The organism is Bacillus cereus group sp. TH152-1LC (genome assembly GCF_027710505.1).
GTDB classification, from domain to species: Bacteria; Bacillota; Bacilli; order Bacillales; family Bacillaceae_G; genus Bacillus_A; species Bacillus_A mobilis.
Genome location: NZ_JAQFNK010000002.1, coordinates 151,609 through 170,214 on the forward strand (window position 1 = coordinate 151,609; position 18,606 = coordinate 170,214).

Below are 18,606 nucleotides of genomic sequence, written 5' to 3' on the forward strand. Positions count from 1 at the left end.
AGTGAAGGTATAAATAAAAAGGAGTTAATAGAAAATGAAACGTATAAAAAAAATTGGCACAACAATGATCGCAACAATAATTGCAATGGGAATTTTTTCGTTACCTGTAAGTGCGCATGTCACTGTGAAGCCAGCAACTTCAGACGTTAATTCTTGGGAGACTTACACGATAAAAGTACCGGTTGAAAAGAATGTAGCAACGACAAAAGTTACACTGAAAATACCGTCTGGAGTGGAGTTTCAACAGTATGAACCCGTGTCAGGATGGAAAGTGGAAGAGCAAAAAGACAATGCTGGAAAAGTTAAAACTGTAGTATGGGAAGCAACGGGAGAAGGGATTGTACCCGGCCAGTTCCAGCGATTTACTTTCGTCGCTAAAAATCCGGATAAAGAACAAAAAATAGCTTGGGATGCATATCAACAATATAAAGATGGAGAAATTGTTGAATGGACAGGCGATGAGAAAGCTGAAAAGCCACATTCACTTACTACAATTGCAAAAGGTACGTCATTAACAGGGGAACATGGTGAAGTGTCTAATGTAGAAAAGAATGAAGGTACTAGTAATATGCAATTGATAGCAATTGTCTTATCTATTTTAGCGATTGTATCGTCGGTAGGTGCGTGTGTTTTTGTAGTACGCCGTAAAAAATAAGTAAGATTGAAAGGTCTCATCGTAAATAATGAGACCTTTTTTATTAGGTCTATGGATTAGTAAGAATGAGGATAGTGGAGAGCTTGAATCTCCAAATTCTTTATATTGTAAAACCATATAATTCCTCCTTACGATTAGAATTGTTAGTCTATTCGTATATATTAGAAAAATACTCTTGCTACTTAAATATCATCATAAAATAAAAAAGAGCCTACAAACGTAGACTCTTTCTTATTTTTATTTCACTTCAACCTGCTGCCTTACAGCAAGTGTTTTCGGCTTTATGTTTACGAAACAAATACTCACCACAATAAATAATAGTCCGATGAATAAGCTAATAGTAATGGCCTCATGTAAGAAAATTGAGCTTACAATAATAGCGATTAGTGGAATGAGGAATGTATAAGCCCCAACTTTACTTGCTTCACCAGCTCCAACAAGAGTGAAGTATGCAAGCCATCCCATTGCAATAACAAAGAATGAAATAAAGAGAAGTACGCTAACAAACGGTATACTCCAAGCGATACTAGACCAGCTTTCAAACTCTGATCCAAATCCAATTAAGCAAATACCGCCAATAATAAGCTGCAGTGTTACCATCCAAATAGCATTCACGCGGTGACCAGTTTTCTTAATAAATACTGTACCTAGTGCCCATCCAATCGCACATCCTAACGCGAGAAGGACTCCGATAATAGAAATATGTCCAGTTAAACTACTAGAGCTAATCACACCTACGCCAATAAATCCAAGAACAAGCCCGAAAATTTTTAAGCCGTACATAGATTCTTCAAGCCAAATCCATGAGAAAATGCCAAGTAAAACAGGTTGTAGAAATACGATGGCGGAAAATAAACCAGCAGGCATATATTGAAGGCCGACAGTTTGTAATCCGTAGAATATAATGATGTTAAGTAAAGAAGAAATAACGTATAAATGCCAAGTTTCTTTTAAGTGTAACTCTTTGTATTTCGGTAATGCGAAAAGGAGTAAAATGAATCCTCCAATTAAAGTTCGAACGCCTGCAAATAAAACGGGTGGTGTATAATGCAGGGCAAACTTAGATAAAGGCCAATTGATTCCCCACATGACAACGAGAAAGGTAAGGATTATGGCCGTCTTAGTTCGAGAAAGCTGTGTCACGGTAAGACCTCCTTGTTGTTATTCATTTCACTATGATATGATATCGACTGTAATAAATAAAATGAATCTTTTTTATAAGGAGTATAAGTGATTAGTTATGACCATTACACAACTGCAAGTATTAATAAAAACTGTTGAGTTAGGTAGTTTTACGAAGGCTGCTCGGGTGTTAAATATGACGCAGCCAGCTGTAAGTCATGCCATTTCAAGTATTGAGTCAGAGTTAGGAGTTACGATTCTTATACGTGATAAACGAAAAGGATTAATCGTTACGGATGTAGGAAACAGAATTCTTGTACATATTAGAGAGATTTTGAACGGTGTAGAGAAGATTGAACAAGAAGTTGCGATGGAGAAAGGACACGAAGTGGGGACGATTCGAATTGGGAGTTTTCCGAGTGCTTCGGCACATTTCTTACCGAAAATGATAAACCATTTTAAGGAGAAGTATCCGAACTTAGAGGTCGTTCTTTGTGAAGGAACAATTAAAGAAGTTGAAGATTGGTTAATATCAAGGATTGTTGATATAGGAATTGTTATCTTGCCTAATAAAGAGATGGAGATTGTCCCGTTAACGAAGGGAAAAATGGTTGCTATCTTAAGAGAGGATCATCCTCTTTGTAAGAAGGACTCTATTACAATTAGTGATTTAGAGAATGAGCCGATCATATTATGTAAGGGCGGATACGAACCACCCATTATTGATATGTTTAAACAAGCTAACGTACCACTTCGGGCTGAATATGTAATTTCGACCGTTACTACAGCTTTAAATATGATTCAAGAAGGCTTAGGTATTGCAATATTAGCTGAATTATCTTTAACGAATTTACCACAGAATGTGCAAACGAGAGAATTGGAGCCGCAAGTATGGAGAGAAATTGCTTTAGCTGTTCCTTCATTAAAGGACTCTTCAATCGCTGTGCAGCTATTTATTGAGGAATTTCAAGCGCTATTTGCAGAATAAAAAGAGGTGTCTCATATATCATAATGGGACACTTTTTAATTTGTTTATAAAAAATCTATGAAAAGGATTGACTTATCTTTTTGTTGTAACTATAATGATTACATCTAGGTGGTGATCACGATGAAAATTAGTAGCCGCTTTTCTATAGCTGTTCATATTTTATCTATTTTGAAAAACAATCCATCTTCACTTTGTACTTCAGACTATATGGCTGAAAGTGTAAATACGAATCCAGTAGTCATTCGTAAAATGATGTCGTACTTGAAGCAAGCTGGATTTGTATATGTAAATCGCGGCCCAGGTGGTGCGGGATTATTAAAGGATTTACATGAAATCACATTGTTGGATGTGTATCATGCAGTAAATGTAGTCGAAGAAGACAAGCTATTTCATATTCACGAGCAACCAAATCCAGATTGTCCAATTGGAGCGAATATTCAAGCCGTATTAGAAGTTATATTAATACAAGCGCAATCTGCGATGGAAGAAGTTTTAAGAAATATTACGATGGGGCAGTTGTTTGAAACTTTGCAAGAAAAAATGAATGCTTAAATCATATTTATATTTTTTTTATCATTAATGTAACTAATTCGATTACAACTATAAAGGTAAGGTGTAAAAATTATGACTGTAAAAATGAAAGTATACTCAGATTTTATATGTCCATTTTGTTTTTTAGCAAAAGGTCCATTAGATGAGGTAGCGAAAGAGAATGATGTAGAGATTGAATGGATGCCATTTGAATTACGCCCAAGTCCATATTCAAAAATAGATCCATGGAATGAGCCGGAAAAATTAGGTTCATGGGATGCTTTCATTCTTCCAACCGCGAAAAAGTTAGGAATTGATATGCGTTTGCCGCGTGTTTCTCCGCATCCATATACACATTTAGCTTTTGAAGGATGTCAATTTGCGAAAGAACGTGGACTTGGAAATGAGTATCATCACCGTGTATTCACAGCATTTTCCAAGAAGAGCAAAACATTGAAGATATTGATGTTTTAACAAAATTAGCAGTAGAAGTAGGTCTTCCTGAAGCCGAATTTAAAGATGCTTTAGTAAATCGTAAATATAAAGAAAAGCATCAAGAAGCAATTCAGCACGCATATGATGAAGCGAATATTATGGCTGTTCCAACTGTCATGATTGGAGATGAAGTCATTCAAGGACTTGCTAGTAAAGAAACGCTACAAAGAGTAATTGATAAAGAAATTGAAAAGGAAAAAACAAATTCATTTGAAGGTATGCAGTGTAATACAGATGGATATTGCTAATTCGCTTGTTATGAAATAATAAAATAAATTATAAAACAAATATTTGGAGGAATTAACATGTCAGCAACTACAACAAACTTAAAAGAAGCAATCGTGAACCGTCGTTCTATTCGTAAAGTAACAAAAAACGATGCAATTACGAAAGAAAGAATTGAAGAAGTTTTAAAAACAGCTTTACACGCGCCAACATCTTTCAATATGCAAAGTGGCCGTATGGTTGTATTAATGGATGGAGAGCATGAAAAGTTTTGGGATATTGTTAAAGAAACACTAAGAGCCCGCGTACCAGCAGAAAACTTTGAAGCGACTGTAGAAAGATTAAAAGGTTTCCATACAGGTGTTGGGACTGTGTTATTCTTTGAAGATCAAGCAACAGTAGAAAAAATGCAAGAAAATGCCCCATTATATAAAGATCAGTTCCCATTCTGGTCTCATCAAGGAAATGCAATGTTACAACATACAGTATGGATGTTATTAGCAGCTGAAGGAATTGGCGCATCCCTGCAACACTACAATCCAATCGTAGATGCTGAAGTGAAAGAAACTTGGAACATTCCAGCAGAGTGGAGTTTAGTAGGACAAATGCCATTTGGAGAGCCAAATGAACAACCAGGAGAAAGAACATTTTTACCTACTGAAGATGTAGTGAAATTTTATTAAGAAATTTAATATGTAAAGAGCGAAATAAAAGGAGAGTACATATGAGCCATATATGTACTCTCCTTTCGTATGTAATAGTTAAACTTTTACTGCAAGAACAAATTCCTCTATATGAACCGAAGCCTTTCCTTACAATTAAAAATCTATTATGTTTTTGAAATGACAGTAAACATCCCCGTCATATTTGGTGAAAAATCTTTAAAATCAAATTTCTCATAGAACGATTCTTTACCTTCTGATGCAAACAAACCGACAAACGCCTTATCAGGGGCATTTTCATGTAAGTATGTAACTAAACGATGCATGATTTCTTTCCCGATACCATGTTTCTGATAATCCGGATGAACTACTATATCTTGAATATAGAAATAGATAGATCCATCACCAACAATTCTTCCCATGCCGATCATTTTTTCATTATCATTGATTGTGATGCAGTGAATAGAATTTTTCAGTGAAGTTTCCGCCACCTCAAAATTCATATAATTAGTCCATCCAACAGAATCACATAAATATTTATACTCTTCCAATGTTGGAATGTTATGTTTTAAACTCATATGTTTTCAAAATGTACCCTCCAAACCCTTAAATTCAACAAATATATACATTCGACATTTTTTTGTCTTTTCCTCTTATGTAACTGAATTCCCTTTAGCTATCGAATTTCGTATAGTTTCCTTATTTGTATTAATTTATATAAGTTTAGGGGAAAAATATTAGAAATAATGCAATAGAAAGGGAAGTGGAAAAATGAATGATGAGAAACAATATACAGTAGTAGGTACTGATGTTGAGGAAGTAAAACGTTTAAATAAGAATTCAGGATTAACATATAATCAGGTGAAAGAATTATTAGCGAAGCAAAAGCAAAAAAAGAAGTAATGAAATTGAAATTCTTCATTTTTTCATGTAGCATTTCAATTAGAGAGAGTTACAAGGATAACTCTCTTTTTCAATACAATTTAGCAACTTTTAGAGTGGAGGTAACAACATGAAAAAGTGGGTAAAGATAACGTTGTCGATCGCTGGAGGTATTGTCCTGTTGGTATGTGCCGGAGGGTATTACATGTATAAAAATTATTTTCCAAAGGAACCAGAGCGTATCGTATATGATAAAGATAGAGTGTTAAAACCGATACATAATCAGTTGAAAGGCATTAACATAGAAAATATAAAGATAAAAGAAAAAGAAGTCGTAAATGCGACTGTAGATGAGCTTCAAAAAATGATTGATGATGGGAAATTATCATATGAAGAGTTAACGAGTATTTACCTTTTTAGAATACAAGAACATGACCAAAATGGAATATCATTAAATGCTGTTACAGAGATTAATCCAAATGCAATGGAAGAAGCACGAAAGTTAGATGAAGAAAGATCTTTCAATAAGAAGTCGAACTTATACGGCATGCCAGTTATCGTAAAAGATAATGTACAAACGGAAAAGGTGATGCCGACAAGTGCGGGCACGTATGTGTTAAAAGATTGGATTGCAGATGAAGATGCGACGATTGTGAAGAAGTTGAAAGAAGAAGGTGCTTTCGTTTTAGGAAAAGCGAATATGTCTGAGTGGGCAAATTATTTATCCTTTACAATGCCTAGCGGATATAGCGGGAAAAAAGGACAAAATTTGAATCCATACGGTCCGATTACGTTTGATACATCGGGATCAAGTTCTGGATCTGCTACAGTAGTTGCCGCAGATTTTGCACCACTTGCAATCGGGACGGAAACGACTGGATCAATTGTAGCACCAGCGACGCAGCAATCAGTAGTTGGATTACGTCCATCACTAGGTATGGTGAGTAGATCAGGCATTATTCCATTAGCTGAAACACTTGATACAGCAGGACCGATGGCAAGGACGGTAAAGGATGCAGCAAAGTTATTTAACGCAATGGTAAGTTATGATGAAAAAGATGCTATGACAGAAAAAATGAAAGATAAAGAAAGAATCGATTATACGAAGGACTTATCAATAGACGGATTGAAAGGGAAAAAAGTAGGCGTACTATTTTCAATAGATAGGCAAGATGAGAATAGAAAAGAAGTAGCAGAAAAGATTAGAAAAGACCTTCAAGATGCAGGTGCGATCTTGACTGATGATATTCAGTTAAACGATGGGGGTGTAGATAATCTGCAAACATTAGAATATGAGTTCAAACATAATGTTAACGATTATCTTTCAAAGCAAAAAAATGTACCGGTAAAATCGCTAGAAGAGATTATAACGTTTAATAAAAAAGATAGTAATAGACGAATAAAATATGGACAAACATTAATTGAGGGATCTGAAAAATCTGCTATAACGAAAGATGAGTTTCAAAAAGTAGTGCAAACGAGTCAAGAAAATGCAAGAAAAGAGTTAGATAGGTATTTAGTAGAAAAAGGTTTGGATGCTTTAGTTATGATTAACAACGATGAAGTTCTTCTATCAGCTGTAGCTGGCTATCCAGAATTAGCGGTGCCAGCAGGATATGATAACAATGGAGAGCCAGTAGGTGCAGTGTTTGTCGGGAAGCAATTCGGTGAGAAAGAACTGTTCAATATAGGATATGCGTATGAACAGAAGTCTAAAAATAGAAAATCACCAAAACTGTAAAAGGATAAATGAAAAAAAGAGCGCCACTAAATTATGTTGGTCGGCTAATATAAAAAGAATCTAACATTATTAAAAGAAAAAAAGGATTCTTCTCAATTAGTAAGAAAGATTGTCTATAGAAGTTCATAAAATGTAATATATTCAATTTCCATCCATTGAAGGGGGAGGTTAAATCTTAATGAATGAAGTGAAAAATTTCTTTCGAAGTAGAGGGTTCCAACGGTTTCTCGTTTTAATAATAGTAGCGTTTGTATTATATGGATTAAAAAGTATGATCAATTTAATATTAATTACGTTCATACTTACATTTTTAATGGATCGGTTTCAACGTTTTATTTCAAAGAAATTGAAAGTGAATCGGAAAATTGTTATCGCATGTTTGTATATCATATTAGTTACTTTTATCGGCACAACATTATATAAATACTTACCTGTGCTAACGATACAAATTTCCCAATTAATTTATCAGTTTAGGTTGTTTTTTCAAAATCCACCTGATAATGAGATCATTAAATATGCACTTTCAACAATTAATGGGATGGAAGTATCAAAATATATAGAACAAGGTGTAGATGTCATATATCAATCGATTGCAAATATAGGAAAAGTCAGTTTGCAAATACTACTCTCTCTTATTTTAAGTTTATTTTTCTTGTTAGAAAAAGAACGCATCATATCATTTACTTCGAAATTTAAAGATAGTAGTTTGAGGGTTTTTTATGAGGAGATTGCATATTTTGGTGAAAGGTTTGCAAGATCGTTCGGTAAAGTAATTGAAGCACAGTTTTTAATTGCAGTTGTCAATTGTATTCTTACTGTCATTGCATTAATCGTTTTAGGATTTCCACAGCTTCTCGTATTAGCTGTCATGATTTTCTTACTAGGATTAATTCCTGTTGCCGGTGTAATCATTTCCTTGTTCCCGCTATGTATTATTGCTTATAACGTAGGCGGAGTTATGTACGTTGTATACATACTTGTGTTCATTACGATAATCCATGCTCTTGAAAGTTATTTTTTAAACCCGAAGTTCATGTCTGCGAAAACGAATTTACCAATTTTTTATACATTTATGATTCTCATCTTTTCAGAGCATTTCCTTGGAATATGGGGGCTTATTATTGGTATACCAATCTTTATCTTCTTATTAGATGTACTGAATGTAAATAATGAGGAATTGATTAAAAAATAGAAAATAACTGATGTTTTCAATGAGCGAGCAATGAAAAAGCAATCCAAAATAAATTGGATTGCTTTTTTGAATACCCGATTAAAGAACAGGAGCCATTGTTTCTTTCAATACTTGAACAGAGTGATCGAATTTTAATTCTTCTTCTTCACTTAATTCTACTTCTAAAATTTCACGAACACCGCCGCGATTTAAAACAGCAGGTACGCCGATATAAACATCTTTTTGACCGTATTGACCTTCTAAGTAAGCTGATACTGTTAATACACTATTTTCGTCGTTTAAAATCGCCTTAGTAACACGTAGAAGTGACATGCCAATACCATAGTAAGTTGCACCTTTTCGCTCAATAATATGGTAAGCTGCATCACGAACATTTATGAAGATTTTGTCTAAATCTTCTTGCGTGTATGTGTTGTCTTTATCAAGAAGTGTTTGTAGTTTTTGAATACCAATGGATACGTGACTCCAAACAGGAAGTTCCGTATCACCATGTTCTCCGATAATATAAGCATGAATGTTGTGAGGACCAATATCGAAATACTCACCTAACATATAGCGGAAACGAGCAGAATCAAGAGTTGTACCAGAACCGATTACACGTTCTTTTGGTAAACCAGACTCTTTCCAAGTTACGTAAGTTAAAATATCGACAGGGTTAGTTGCGATTAAGAAGATACCATCAAATCCGCTATCCATAATACTACGAACGATTTGTTTAAAGATTTTCGCGTTTTTCTCAACTAAATCTAAACGTGTTTCGCCTGGTTTTTGTGGTAATCCAGCCGTAATGACTACAAGATCAGCGTCTTTACAATCTTCGTAGCTGCCTTTCCATACTCTAGTTGGAGCTGGTGCAAAAGGAACAGCATGACTTAAATCCATTGCCTCTCCTTCAGCTTTTGCCTCGTTTACATCAACTAAAACAAATTCTTCAGCTACAGCTTGGTTAATCATACAGTAAGCGTAACTACATCCAACTGCTCCTGTTCCTACTAATACAACACGGTTAATACCTTTTTTCATTTCAAAATTCCTCGCAATTTCATTGATTTTAATATGTAAGATAATACGTCTTACTTCTATAGAGTCATATCTAGTTTATTACATTTTATAAAAGATATTCAAGTATTTGAAAATGTATCCGTGCAATTTCTTGCATGAAACATAGTAAGTAAGTGAACCGAATATAATGCAATAAAATCCTTTATTGAAGGAGAAAAGGGCATGATGCAGCCATTAACGATGGAAAGAATGCTACATATTATTAATGTCGGGCTCGTTAAAACGAAGAATCCAAAGCAGATCATTATTGCTGGTGCAGGGATTTCGGGCTTAGTTGCAGCATCGTTATTGAAAGAAGCAGGTCATAACATAACAATTTTAGAAGCGAATAACCGAATAGGCGGAAGAATATATACGATTCGTGAACCATTTAGCTCTGGTTTATATTTTAATGCAGGGCCGATGCGAATTCCTGAAACGCATGAGTTAACTTTAGCTTACATTCGCAAATTTAAATTACCGTTAAATCTGTTTATAAATAAAACCGCTTCAGATATTATTTATACGAATAATATTAAAACGAGATTGAGCATATTCGAAAAAAATCCAAGTATACTTCGATATCCAAATGTAGAGAACGAAAAGGGAAAAACGGCCGAAGAATTAATGTTAGTAGTATTAGAACCAATACTAAATTTTATAAAAAAAGATCCTAATAAAAATTGGATTATCGTTGAAAAAAAGTATAAAGCATATTCGCTGGGATCATTTTTAATTGAGTATTATTCAGACGGAGCAATAGATATGATTGGGGTACTTCTTGATATGGAAGCATATATGGGAATGTCTTTAATTGAAGTATTGCGTGAAATGATCTTTTTTACCTCAACGACAAAATATTACGAAATAACGGGCGGGATGGATGCATTACCAAATTCATTTTTACCCGAGTTAAAAGATAATATTTTTATGTCGTATAAAGTAGAGAAAATCATACAAGAAGATAATAAAGTAATGATGCAAGGAAGTCAGGAGCAAACGTTACATCCATTTATCGTAACAGGCGACAGTGCTATTATTACAATTCCATTTTCAGCGTTACGGTTTGTAGAAGTTCAGCCATATCATTTATTCTCTTATTATAAAAGACGAGCAATTCGTGAGTTGAATTATATTGCTGCAACTAAAATTGCGATAGAGTTTAAAAGTAGATTTTGGGAGAAAGCGGGACAATACGGCGGTAAATCTATTACAGATTTACCTATAAGGTTTACATATTATCCGAGTTATGGCATTCATACACCAGGGGCAGCCATCGTTTTAGCGAGTTATACGTGGGCAGATGAGGCGTTAACGTGGGATAGTCTCCCGCAAAGAGATCGTATTCGTTACGCATTAAAAAATTTAGCAGAAATATACGGTGACATCGTCTATAGTGAATTTGTTACTGGAACATCTTTTAGCTGGAGTAAAAATCCGTATTCTTGCGGCGCATTTACGGCTTTCGAACCAGGCCAAGAGTTAGAGTTATTTCCGTATATTACGCCGCCAGCTGGCAAAGTACACTTTGCAGGAGAGCATACGACATTAACGCATGGATGGATGCAAGGAGCAATAGAGTCTGGAGTTAGGGTTGCACATGAAGTAAACGAACAGTGAATCTGTTATGTTTACAAATGGTCATTCTTTTAATAAAATGATAAATATAAATCGTAATTATTACGCTTTGAATACGTTTGAAATAAAGAAATGGATGGTCGATCAAATGAATAAAGTAGAAATTCATATATTAGGTGGCTTTTTAGGTAGTGGAAAATCAACATTATTACAAAATTTATTGTTAGCGGAGAAAAAGAAGAATAGAAAAGTTGCAGTATTAATGAATGAAATTGGTGAATACTCGGTAGATACCGATATTATTGGAAAAGAGAATGTTTTAAGAGAGCTTCTGAAAGGATGTATTTGTTGTACGCTAAAAGAAGAGCTTGAAATACAGTTACATTCGTTATATCAGCAAGAAAGACCAGATGTCATTTATATAGAAACGACAGGTGTTGCACATCCAATTGAAGTGTTAGATGCATGTGTATCACCCATTTTAGCACCTTTCTTAGAAGTGAAATCAATTGTAGTCGTTTTAGATGCAGTAAGATGGTTAAATCGAAGTGTATTAAGTGCAAACGTTCAGCAATTATTGCATGAGCAACTGAAGTTTGGTAGCCACATTTTAATTAATAAATCAGACTTACTAACTGATGCGGATAAGAACAAAGTAATTGAAGAAGTGAAAGCGATAAATAATCATGCGAAATTGTTTGAAACAAAATATTGTAATATATCTTTAGAAGACATAGAAGAAGCTGAATTTACGAATGATGAGGAACATGAGACACTACATGTCAAACAGCATTTACATATACAAACGATGACGTATCAATTTACGAAATCGATTGATCAAGACAAATTATATGAATGGCTTTCGAATGTACCTGACAGTATTTATCGCGTAAAAGGATTTGTGAAATTCCATGGAGATAAATACCCGCACCTATTCCAATATTCATTTGGGGTACCAACTTTATTGGAACAAGACTTCGGTTTCCCGACGAACTTGGTAGTAATAGGGGAAGGGCTAGATAAGAAACAATTGGCTGAAGGGTTAGAGAAAGTAGAACTTAATTCTAATTAACATTAAAGGGAGCTGCCCCATAAATTGGTAAAAACGACTTATGGGGCAGCCTTTTTATTTTTTATGAATAAGCATATAGATACTTGTATTCATTTTAAATAGTCAATCTTTTAGTATTTTCGTTTTCCAATATAAACATTTATACTAGTACTAGAGTCTCTTCTAAATTCAATTTTGCGACCATCTAATTCTATTGTTCGAGAACTTGCAGTAGGATTTTTAATTAAACTATATAGATAATCTGCTTTAGTTGGTAGTAGTGTGTTTAGAATTTTTTTCACCGGCTCATTTAATACAGAATCATCACTATGAATATACATTCTATATGCGCTGTCATCATAAGGAGAAAAATTAAAATACATAATGCCATCATATGTACGATCAGTTTTAGTATATACATAGTTATAATCGGTTTTTAAAAATCCAGAATCAATCAGTATATTCTCAATTTCTTTGTACTTATCCTCATCTTTCGCAGGAATAGAATCAGGAATAAAATAAGGGTTTACATTAATTGCGCTATACATAAATTTTGCAAATTGTTCTCTTGTTACATTCATTTCTCCGCCATATCGATAGTTTCCAATTCCTTTTGTAATTCCATTACTATACAATGAACGAACAGAGTCTGTTGCCCAAAAATTATTTGGAACATCATAGAAAAGGTCGTTTGTCTTTACAGGTAGATGAAACGCTTTTTGTAAAATAACAGCCATTTCGTATCGAGTTAATGTATCATCTGGTCTAAATTTGTCAGTGCTATTTTCCCCTGTCATGATTCCTTTTTGAGCAACTGCTTTAATATTGTTTTCAAACATATGCCCATGAATATCAGAGAAATGTTTAATAGTAGATCCGGTATTTTCTAGTTTTAAGTATCTTGAAATAATCGCAGCTACTTGCCCACGAGTTACATTGTCCCCAAATCCAAATTTTCCGTTACCATAACCATTCATGACCTTTTGTTCAGTTAAATGGTCAATCGAATCTTCAGACCAATGCCCTTTTGGTACATCGATGAAACGTTCCGTTTGTGCGTGAGCATTCGTTGCGCCGAATAATGTGGCGCTAATTAAGCCTGTTGCGAGTACATGTTTAAAATTCATTATGATTCCTCCTAAGTATATAAAACAATATCTTCTCACTTATATCCGTTACTTTTAAGTGATAATCACTTATTTATTATATTAGCATATTTTGATTTTGTAAAATATGGATTTTCCTTCTTAATGTTGTTTAAATATATATGGTGTTATAAGAAGGAGGGGAGTGCAAAAAAGTTAACTGACGGGGCGTTTATTCATTTTGACTAGGGGTATGCTATAAAATTCTGATTAATTAATAGCTGGTCAAAGGTAGATAATTTTTGTTGAGGTATAGAAAAACGTTTGCGGATTTTGTCTAATAAAAATAATTGTAAAATTCAGAATTATGTTTATAATCGAATCTAAGAGGTGATTCAGGTGTCAGAAAAAATAATAATGGATGTAAAAAACCTAACAACAAAAGGGTTAGAAACGAGAGAGAAATTATTGTGTGCTGCAGAAGAGGTGTTTGGTAGTAAAGGATATTACGAGGCTTCTATCGTGAATATTACACAAGAAGCAAAGGTAGCGCATGGAACTTTCTATAATTACTTTCCATCTAAAAAAGACATATTTGATGAATTGATTCGCAGATTGAACCGTGAGTTACGCTTAATTATTAAAGAAGAAATGAAGGGGATATCAAGTTATGAAGAGGCACAAAGAAGAGGTTTTCAGGCGTTTTTTCGATGGGTGAAAGATCGTCCTAATCTATATAACATTGTACAACAGGCGGTAGTTGTTGATGAAAATTTATATAGATGGTACTATGCAAAGCTCGCAAATGGATTTTTAAAAAGTTTATCGGCTGGTATGGAAGCGGGAGAGTTTAAACAACTTGATAAAGAAACAATTGCGTATTGTCTTATGTCAATTGGGCAATTTCTAGGAATGCGATGGGGTTATTGGGAAGAGAAAGATGTTCCGGAAGATGTATTTGAAGCAGCGATGTCATTAATATTTGAAGGATTGAGAAAGAGATAAGGGAGTGGGGAAAATATGCAAGGCATTGCTTATTGGATAGAAAAACGGGCCTATTTACATCCAGATCGCATTGCCATTATTACAGAAGAGGAGGAAATGACATATAAACAGTTACATGAGTATGTAAGTAAAGTAGCAGCATATTTAATTTACGATGTAAATGTGCAAAAAGGAGAAAGGATAGCTATTTTATCACAAAATAGCTTGGAATATATTGTACTTTTGTTTGCTATAGCAAAGGTAGAATGTATTGCTGTTCCATTGAATATACGCTTAACAGAAAATGAACTTATATTTCAGTTAAAAGATAGTGGAACTACAGTTTTATTTGTAGAGGAAACATTTCAAAATATGGCACTGTCAATGCATAGGGTATCGTACGTACAAAGAGTTATTTCGATTGAAAGCTTAAAAGAAATAGAAGATAGAAAAAGTGACAACTTTGAAGAGAAAAATGAAAGCGCATCCTTTATTATATGTTATACATCAGGTACAACAGGAAAACCGAAAGGAGCTGTACTTACACAAGAAAATATGTTTTGGAATGCGCTTAATAATACATTTGCGATTGACTTAACTATTCACGACCGCTCCATTGTATTATTACCTTTATTTCATATTGGTGGGATTGGTTTATTCGCATTTCCAACTTTATTTGCAGGTGGCGTAATCATTATTCCGAAAAAATTCGAACCAACCACAGCTCTTTCCATGATAGAAAAACATAAAGTGACTGTAGTGATGGGAGTACCTACTATTCACCAAGCATTAATTAATTGCCCAAAGTTTGAAACTACAAATTTACAATCAGTTCGCTGGTTTTATAACGGTGGTGCTCCATGTCCAGAAGAGTTGATGAGAGAATTTATAGATAGAGGATTTTTATTTGGTCAAGGCTTTGGCATGACTGAAACATCACCAACCGTATTTATGCTTTCAGAAGAAGATGCAAGACGTAAAGTAGGTTCAATTGGAAAACCTGTTCTGTTTTGTGATTATGTACTTATGGATGAAAATAAAAATAAGGTTGAAATCGGTGAAGTTGGAGAGTTACTTATAAGAGGGCCGAATGTAATGAAAGAGTATTGGAATCGACCAGATGCAACAAAAGAAACGATTCAAGATGGTTGGTTATATACGGGAGATTTAGCTAAAGTTGATGAAGATGGTTTTGTATACATTGTCGGTAGAAAAAAAGAAATGATAATTTCCGGTGGTGAAAATATTTATCCACTCGAAGTAGAGCAGGTCATTAATAAGCTTTCGGAGGTATATGAGGTAGCGGTCGTTGGTAGGCAACATGTAAAGTGGGGAGAGATTCCAATCGCCTTTATTGTGAAAAAGAGTAGGAGTGTATTAACTGAAAAGGAAGTCATTGAACATTGTCGTTTATTTCTAGCAAAATATAAACTTCCAAAAGAAATTGTGTTTCTAGAGGAATTGCCTAAAAATGCAACTGGTAAAATTCAAAAAGCACAGTTAGCAAATCAATTGAAAAGCAGGTGAAGAGATGACGATGTATAGCACTGGTCAACAGGCATCATGTAGTAAAACAATAACAGAAACAGATTTTGTATTATTTGCAGGTTTGAGCGGGGATTTTAATCCAATCCATATTGATCATGAGTATGCGAAACAAACTAGATTTAATCAAAGAATAGCACATGGTTTACTAACTTCTAGTCTATTATCACAATTGCTTGGAATTCATTTACCTGGAAAAGGATCTGTTTATATGGAACAAACTATTAAATTTACAGCACCAGTCTTTATAGGAGATACGGTTACAGCTACGGCAACAGTACAAGAATTTATGATAGAAAAGAGAGTTTTGAAATTGTTGACGGAGTGTCATAACCAAAAAGGAGATTTAGTATTAACTGGTGTAGCAACTATGATGGTACCAAAAGAAGGAGGAGTAGTCTAATGAATATTGGGATTGAAGCGACTGGTGTTTTCTTCCCAAAAGACGTAGAGACGGCGGCAGACCTATCTCAAAAAACAGATATCCCTGAGAATATTATTATAGAAAAGTTTGGATTATATGAAAAGCATGTCGCAGATGAAACGATGCATGCATCAGATTTAGCTATTGCTGCTGCAAAGCCAATATTATTACAAGTAGATTCTCAATCTATTGATGTAGTCATTTATTTTGGCAGTCCACATAAAGATTACCACGTATGGTCAAGTGCCCCGAAAATTCAGCATGAACTTGGATTGAAAAATGCTTATGCTTTTGAAATTATGAATGTTAGTTCTTGCTTTCCTATTGCTCTCAAAGTCGCAAAAGATATGCTCTACTCTGATAACTCAATTGAAAATATATTATTAGTAGGTGGATGTAAAGAATCTCAAATTGTAGATTATGATAATCCACGCTCACGTTTTATGTTTAATTTCGCTGATGGCGGAAGCGCAGCTTTAGTGAAAAAGGACGCTAAAAACGGTGAAATATTAGGAAGTGCGATTATAACAGATGGTTCATTTCATGAAGATGTACGTATTCCAGCAGGTGGATCAAAGCAGGTTGCGAGCTATGATACAGTTGAGAATCGACAACATTATATTGATGTAATAGATCCTAATAGTATGAAAGAACGTCTAGACCAGGTTTCAATCCCTAATTTTGACAAGGTTATTCGGGAGGCGTTAAGAAAAAGTGGATTTACTCCTAAAGATATTAAAGTATTGTTACCACTGCATACAAAACGTTCTATGTTAATAGAATTGATACAGGGGCTAGGGCTAGAAGAAGAACAAGTTGTATATTTAGATCATTATGGACATATGTCAGCGCTTGATCCATGCATTGGTCTTCACTTTGCAAATGAACAGGGGAAGTTACAGCCTGGAGATATTGCAGTAGTAGTTAGTGCAGGGACTGGGTATACGTGGGCAGCGACTGTAATTAGGTGGTGAAAAATACTAGATGAGTATATGGTAAATGGAGGTATTTGGAAAGAGGCGGCGAATGTAAAGGTACTTCATTAAAATTTTTAAACAGATTTGTTTGTATGATTCAAAGAAAAAGTCATAATTACGGATGGGTAACTTTGGCGTGTTTGATTCTATCAGAAAGAAAAGTATGGGGAGGATCACAATGTCGATGAAAAAACGTAAATGGCTAAGAATGATGGCTACTGGTTGTGTTTTAGGTTCGTTATTAATAACGGCCGCTTGTTCAGGAAAGAAAACAAGTACAGAGGATGAAAAGACGATTAAGGTAGGGGTTCTTGCATCATTAACAGGTCCATTAGAATCGTATGGAAAACAAACAGTGAACGGATTTGAATTAGGGTTAGATTATGCAACGGGTGGAACTGGGAAAGTAGAAGGGAAGAAGATTAAGTTTGTTGTAGAAGATACGGAAACAAAAGCTGATGTAGCAGTTAAAAAAGCTACGAAATTATTAGAAGAAGAGAAAGTTGATTTTTTAGTCGGATCGTCTAGTTCAAGTGATACATTAGCGGTTTTACCATTAGCTGAAGAATATGAAAAAATAATGGTTGTAGAACCGGCAGTAGCTGATAGTATTACCGGGAAGAACTAGAATAAATATATTTTTAGAACAGGAAGAAGTTCTTCGCAAGATGCGATTGCAGGAGCAGCGGCAATTGCAAAAAAAGATGTAAAGATTGCGACGTTTGCCCCGGATAATGCATTTGGTCGTGAGGGAATTGCGGCATTTAAAGCGGGAGCGAAGAAATTAGGTGCGAATATTGTCAACGAGCAATATGCTGATACGAATTCGACTGACTTCACTGCAAATATTCAAAATATCATTAGCTCAAAACCGGATTATTTATTTATCGTTTGGGCTGGGGCAAATTCACCTTGGAAACAGTTAAAAGATATGAATGTGGAAGCGCAAGGTATTAAAATTTCTACCGGTGCACCAGATATACCGGCATTAAAAACGATGGATGCATTAGTAGGAATGCAAGGTTTTTCTGTTTATTATCATACACTCCCGAAAAATAAGGTGAATGATTGGTTAGTGGAGGAACATAAAAAACGATTTAATGGTGCGGTGCCAGATTTATTTACAGCGGGTGGAATGTCAGCGGCAATTTCAATTGTAGAAGCTGTAAAGAAAACAAAAGGTGATACAGATGTAGATACATTGATTAAGAAAATGGAAGGAATGGAATTTGAGACACCGAAAGGAAAGATGAAGTTTAGAGAAAAGGATCACCAAGCGATGCAGACACTGTATTCTATCACATTGAAAAAGCAAGATGGTGTTGACTATCCGGTGCCAGTATTAGAGCGAGAATTAACGATGAAAGAGACAGAACCACCAGCTCAAAATAAATAGACTGAATTTTCTATTGTTTTTGTATAAAGAGG

At 34.7% G+C, this 18,606-nt stretch carries 16 protein-coding genes and 3 pseudogenes; 15 read left to right on the plus strand and 4 right to left on the minus strand.

Features of this window, described 5'->3' with window-relative positions:
* The first annotated feature begins 34 nt into the window (after positions 1-34).
* Positions 35-655 (plus strand): YcnI family copper-binding membrane protein, encoded by a 621-nt coding sequence (locus PDL00_RS07350; protein ID WP_270728069.1) that lies wholly within the window; start codon positions 35-37, stop codon positions 653-655.
* A gap of 237 nt (positions 656-892) precedes the next feature.
* Here the strand turns inward: PDL00_RS07350 and PDL00_RS07355 are convergent, their stop codons facing one another.
* Positions 893-1,798, minus strand: a complete 906-nt coding sequence (locus PDL00_RS07355) for a DMT family transporter (RefSeq protein ID WP_270728071.1) — start codon at positions 1,796-1,798, stop codon at positions 893-895.
* A 97-nt stretch (positions 1,799-1,895) separates the two neighbouring features.
* On the opposite strand from PDL00_RS07355, the gene PDL00_RS07360 reads away from it, so the two are divergent.
* From PDL00_RS07360 to PDL00_RS07375, 4 genes and pseudogenes are all read left to right on the plus strand, one after another.
* Positions 1,896-2,765, plus strand: coding sequence for a LysR family transcriptional regulator (locus PDL00_RS07360; RefSeq protein WP_242255368.1), 870 nt, complete (start codon positions 1,896-1,898; stop codon positions 2,763-2,765).
* A 120-nt stretch (positions 2,766-2,885) separates the two neighbouring features.
* Positions 2,886-3,317 (plus strand): Rrf2 family transcriptional regulator, encoded by a 432-nt coding sequence (locus PDL00_RS07365; protein WP_063261795.1) that lies wholly within the window; start codon positions 2,886-2,888, stop codon positions 3,315-3,317.
* Between the two features lie 72 nt (positions 3,318-3,389).
* Positions 3,390-4,039 (plus strand): annotated as a pseudogene (locus PDL00_RS07370) (DsbA family oxidoreductase).
* A 57-nt stretch (positions 4,040-4,096) separates the two neighbouring features.
* Positions 4,097-4,699 (plus strand): nitroreductase family protein, encoded by a 603-nt coding sequence (locus PDL00_RS07375; RefSeq protein WP_001277029.1) that lies wholly within the window; start codon positions 4,097-4,099, stop codon positions 4,697-4,699.
* Positions 4,700-4,845: 146 nt separating this feature from the next.
* On the opposite strand, the pseudogene PDL00_RS07380 reads toward PDL00_RS07375, so the two are convergent.
* Positions 4,846-5,266 (minus strand): annotated as a pseudogene (locus tag PDL00_RS07380) (GNAT family N-acetyltransferase).
* 183 nt (positions 5,267-5,449) lie between these two features.
* On the opposite strand from PDL00_RS07380, the gene PDL00_RS07385 reads away from it, so the two are divergent.
* From PDL00_RS07385 to PDL00_RS07395, 3 genes are all read left to right on the plus strand, one after another.
* Complete coding sequence (locus PDL00_RS07385) at positions 5,450-5,581, plus strand: hypothetical protein (RefSeq protein ID WP_270728079.1); 132 nt, start codon at positions 5,450-5,452, stop codon at positions 5,579-5,581.
* A 109-nt stretch (positions 5,582-5,690) separates the two neighbouring features.
* Positions 5,691-7,301: an amidase family protein gene (locus PDL00_RS07390; protein WP_270728081.1), complete on the plus strand. Its 1,611-nt coding sequence runs from the start codon at positions 5,691-5,693 to the stop codon at positions 7,299-7,301.
* Between the two features lie 178 nt (positions 7,302-7,479).
* Positions 7,480-8,493, plus strand: coding sequence for an AI-2E family transporter (locus PDL00_RS07395; RefSeq protein ID WP_270728082.1), 1,014 nt, complete (start codon positions 7,480-7,482; stop codon positions 8,491-8,493).
* A gap of 78 nt (positions 8,494-8,571) precedes the next feature.
* Here the strand turns inward: PDL00_RS07395 and PDL00_RS07400 are convergent, their stop codons facing one another.
* A complete protein-coding gene (locus PDL00_RS07400; protein WP_064476369.1) occupies positions 8,572-9,516 on the minus strand; it encodes an L-lactate dehydrogenase in 945 nt (314 codons plus the stop codon).
* Positions 9,517-9,717: 201 nt separating this feature from the next.
* Here PDL00_RS07400 and PDL00_RS07405 point away from each other — a divergent pair, with 201 nt between their 5' ends.
* Positions 9,718-11,154, plus strand: a complete 1,437-nt coding sequence (locus PDL00_RS07405) for a flavin monoamine oxidase family protein (RefSeq protein WP_242255374.1) — start codon at positions 9,718-9,720, stop codon at positions 11,152-11,154.
* A 106-nt stretch (positions 11,155-11,260) separates the two neighbouring features.
* Positions 11,261-12,184 (plus strand): CobW family GTP-binding protein, encoded by a 924-nt coding sequence (locus PDL00_RS07410; RefSeq protein ID WP_242255396.1) that lies wholly within the window; start codon positions 11,261-11,263, stop codon positions 12,182-12,184.
* A 110-nt stretch (positions 12,185-12,294) separates the two neighbouring features.
* Here the strand turns inward: PDL00_RS07410 and PDL00_RS07415 are convergent, their stop codons facing one another.
* Positions 12,295-13,290, minus strand: coding sequence for an S-layer homology domain-containing protein (locus tag PDL00_RS07415; RefSeq protein ID WP_242255375.1), 996 nt, complete (start codon positions 13,288-13,290; stop codon positions 12,295-12,297).
* Between the two features lie 357 nt (positions 13,291-13,647).
* Between PDL00_RS07415 and PDL00_RS07420 the strand changes: the two genes are divergently transcribed.
* The 5 genes and pseudogenes from PDL00_RS07420 (at position 13,648) to PDL00_RS07440 (ending at position 18,574) form a co-directional block, all read left to right on the plus strand.
* Positions 13,648-14,253, plus strand: a complete 606-nt coding sequence (locus tag PDL00_RS07420) for a TetR/AcrR family transcriptional regulator (RefSeq protein WP_242255376.1) — start codon at positions 13,648-13,650, stop codon at positions 14,251-14,253.
* Positions 14,254-14,268: 15 nt separating this feature from the next.
* Positions 14,269-15,759, plus strand: coding sequence for an o-succinylbenzoate--CoA ligase (locus tag PDL00_RS07425; protein WP_242255377.1), 1,491 nt, complete (start codon positions 14,269-14,271; stop codon positions 15,757-15,759).
* A 4-nt stretch (positions 15,760-15,763) separates the two neighbouring features.
* The gene (locus tag PDL00_RS07430; RefSeq protein ID WP_098057991.1) at positions 15,764-16,180 is read left to right on the plus strand and encodes a MaoC family dehydratase; all 417 of its coding nucleotides are present in this window, start codon (positions 15,764-15,766) and stop codon (positions 16,178-16,180) included.
* Positions 16,180-17,175, plus strand: a complete 996-nt coding sequence (locus tag PDL00_RS07435) for a 3-oxoacyl-ACP synthase (RefSeq protein WP_270728094.1) — start codon at positions 16,180-16,182, stop codon at positions 17,173-17,175. Before PDL00_RS07430 ends, PDL00_RS07435 begins: the two co-directional genes overlap by 1 nt.
* A gap of 181 nt (positions 17,176-17,356) precedes the next feature.
* Positions 17,357-18,574, plus strand: a pseudogene (locus tag PDL00_RS07440) (substrate-binding domain-containing protein).
* The last annotated feature ends 32 nt before the right edge of the window (positions 18,575-18,606 follow it).